The organism is Cyanobacteriota bacterium, assembly GCA_025054735.1.
In the GTDB taxonomy this organism is placed as follows: Bacteria; Cyanobacteriota; Cyanobacteriia; order SKYG9; family SKYG9; genus SKYG9.
The window spans coordinates 1-3006 of the sequence record JANWZG010000441.1 but is presented as its reverse complement, the minus strand read 5'-3'; the positions used below and the strand labels follow the sequence as shown (position 1 = coordinate 3006).

Genomic DNA, 3006 nt, shown 5'->3' with positions numbered 1-3006 from the left:
AAAACTCATAAACTTGGGCTGTCCAGATGTCTGTGTTGTAGGTAGTAGTAGATTTTTCTGAGGCTCCAAATCCTACTAAGTCTAAGGCATACACTGAATGATGCTGACTAAAGGCAGATACATTGTGTTGCCAATGGCCGATCGAAGCCCCAAAGCCGTGCAGCAGTAGCATAGGTACGCCACAGTCATCAGACTCAGCAGGTCTAAACGCATAGCGCACTTGCCATCCCCGCCATACCCAATCGCGCTGGTGACCAAGGGGATCGCTGCCAGAGTATCTGTTCTTAGCAGCAATCACACCAGAAGCAAACCTATCAGAACAAACTGTTACATGCATTACCAGCTAAAGGGTTGTTTCTTATCTGTAAGAAAATGTAATAAAAAAGTGGCTCAAACGGGTCTATTGTAACAATTTAGGCACTTTTTCGACCCTCTTCTCAGGATTGAGCAAACAACCATGCCTGGTGTGTAACGTTTGATGGAATGAAACCACATTGGACGTTACAAACGTTTATACGTTAACTACAGCAACCTATACAGACGGAACTATTTAGTATGAGTGGCAACTTAGCAACAAAATTACGGGAAGGCACCAAAAAATCCCACACGATGGCGGAAAATGTTGGCTTTGTCAAGTGCTTTTTGAAGGGTGTGGTCGAAAAGACCTCCTATCGGAAGTTGGTTGCTAATCTCTATTTTGTCTATTCAGCGATGGAAGAAGAGATGGAACGCCACCAGCATCATCCGATTTTGTCAAAGATCTATTTTCCTGAGCTAAACCGCAAGGCCAGTTTAGAGCAAGATCTCAGTTACTATTATGGTGTGAACTGGCGTGACCAAGTCGCTCCCTCTGAGGCAGCACAAGCCTACATCCAGCGCATCCGTGAAGTGTCTAATACTGAGCCGGAACTGTTAGCAGCTCACTCCTATACACGCTATTTGGGGGACTTGTCGGGTGGGCAAATCCTCAAAGGAATTGCTCAGCGAGCCATGAATTTGAGCGATGGCCAAGGAACTGCCTTCTACGAGTTTAAGGACATTCCTGACGAGAAGCAGTTTAAGCAAACCTATCGGCAAGCCTTGAATGAGTTTCCAGTGGATGATGCAACTGCTGATCGCATTGTGGATGAAGCCAATGCAGCCTTTGGGATGAATATGAAGATGTTCATGGAACTAGAGGGTAACTTGATTAAGGCGATCGGACAGATGCTGTTTAACACGCTTACTCGTCGCCGCACCCGTGGTAGTACCGAAGAAGTGCTAGCGACTGAAGAAGCTTGACGTTCCTACAAGCTAGCCAACTGTCAGCTACCCAGCTTCATAGGTTTAATAATCCTGTTCGTAGTGCGGACTTCAGTCCGCACAACATATCGTCCTGTAGCTCAAGGCCGCGTTCACTACTTACTTGCACCCTCAATGCCTTCTAGCAATTGAGACATGTACCAGATTTGTTGTGGCGTAGCTGTTTCTCCGGCTTTCAAGAAGGGAGTGCCGTCCTGAAAGTTCAGTGGCCCCTTGTAAAGATTAATGCTACCATCACCCAAACCAGCGATAAACTTGTCTAGATTAGCCTTGTTGTCTGGTGTTAGTGCCTTACCCTCCACAAAGCCAACGTAGGAGGTATCTGGGTTGTTCAGATCCTTCCAGTCGGGATCACCCCAAATGAATTCACTGGTGAACTTACCACTCATTGCCATCTCCGTGAATTTGCGGTAGGCAGGACTCCAATTGTAGTAGGGAACACCAACGCAGACATCAGGAGCAAAATCACATCCAGATTTCAGTGTGTAGTGTAGAAATTTCACCTTTTTTCCCGTGCCAGCAGCTTTCTTGGCTTCAGTAGCTGCCTCTGGTGTGTCAATGCCAGACATGACAACATCATAACCACCATTGAAGAAATCAGTGGCTACCTTAGTTGGATCCAATGTTTTACCGGGAATGTTGAACCAAAAACCAATCCATGTAACTTTGAACTTTAAATCCTTGGCTGGCTTGTTGCGATAGGTTTCCCAACAGTAACGAGCACCTAGATAGGCTGCTGAGACTAAGCGCCGGGTTTCATCGTTAATCAATGGCCCTAGAAAGCCAATCTTGCCAGTTTCTGTACTAAGGGCAGCCGCGCAACCAGCAATCATGCGGCCATATTCCATCTTGGGCATGACGTTGCTGAGATTGGGCAGATTCTTGAAGTTTTTACCCTCCTTCCAGGCATAGTCACCAGATGCGTGGACTACCTTGACCGTAGGATGCTTTTTCGCAGTTTCCAGGGCATCATCCTTCAGGTCATCGGAATTGAAAATAATCAATTTGGCACCTTTGGCAATCAAGTCGTCAGCTACCTGAGAACCCTTAACGTTGGGTCGATCGCCAGGATTAACCTTATCCACGTACTCGATTTTGACGTTGGGGAGTTTCTTGGTGACGTATTCCATGCCTTCATAGTGGGCTTGACTCCAACCACCATCATTTTTGGGGCCGACTAACACTAAGCCAACTGTGAACGTCTCACCCCCGGCTGGACTAGCCACGGGACTAGCATCAGCACTGGTTGGCGACGATGAGGTAGACGTACCTCCTCCGCAAGCACCAAGCACTAGCCCCAAGGCTGTCAGGGTTGCAAGTTTACGAAACCAAGAACTGAGCTTCGATGGGCTGATTGTAGAATTCATCGACATGCCTCACAAAAACCACGCCTTTCCACTTAAGGAGATTACGACCTTCTAAGACTGTATACAAAGTGTCAGGTTAGAGGGTTTTGTCGATGATTTATTGATGACTCATAGCAGTGGCAGCAAACTAATTGGTGATGCTAGTGCCTTAGTGACTCATAACCAATGACCAACAGGCTTGAGCGATCGCCCAGTCTTCTTCGGTGTGAATAACGAGCACCCGCACCGCAGAGTCTGGGGTAGCGATATCACTGTCTACAGGTCGAGCAGCATTCTTGTCTAGATCTAAGCACAATCCCAAAAAGCCAAAGGACTCGCACACACGCTGGCGGACGAT

General features: G+C 47.2%; 4 protein-coding genes. 1 reads left to right on the top strand and 3 read right to left on the bottom strand.

What is annotated here, in order from left to right; all coding sequences use genetic code 11:
- Positions 1-337: hypothetical protein (locus tag NZ772_16505; protein MCS6815157.1), on the bottom strand; the 337-nt coding region annotated here is incomplete at its 3' end.
- Positions 338-555: 218 nt separating this feature from the next.
- Between NZ772_16505 and NZ772_16500 the strand changes: the two genes are divergently transcribed.
- Positions 556-1281 carry a heme oxygenase (biliverdin-producing) gene (locus NZ772_16500; GenBank protein ID MCS6815156.1) on the top strand — a complete coding sequence of 242 codons (726 nt, stop codon included), beginning with the start codon at positions 556-558 and terminating at the stop codon, positions 1279-1281.
- A 116-nt stretch (positions 1282-1397) separates the two neighbouring features.
- On the opposite strand, the gene NZ772_16495 is transcribed toward NZ772_16500, so the two are convergent.
- Together NZ772_16495 and NZ772_16490 are read right to left on the bottom strand one after the other, a co-directional pair.
- Positions 1398-2669 carry a BMP family ABC transporter substrate-binding protein gene (locus NZ772_16495; protein MCS6815155.1) on the bottom strand — a complete coding sequence of 424 codons (1272 nt, stop codon included), beginning with the start codon at positions 2667-2669 and terminating at the stop codon, positions 1398-1400.
- Positions 2670-2817: 148 nt separating this feature from the next.
- Positions 2818-3006: acetate kinase (locus NZ772_16490; GenBank protein ID MCS6815154.1), on the bottom strand; the 189-nt coding region annotated here is incomplete at its 5' end.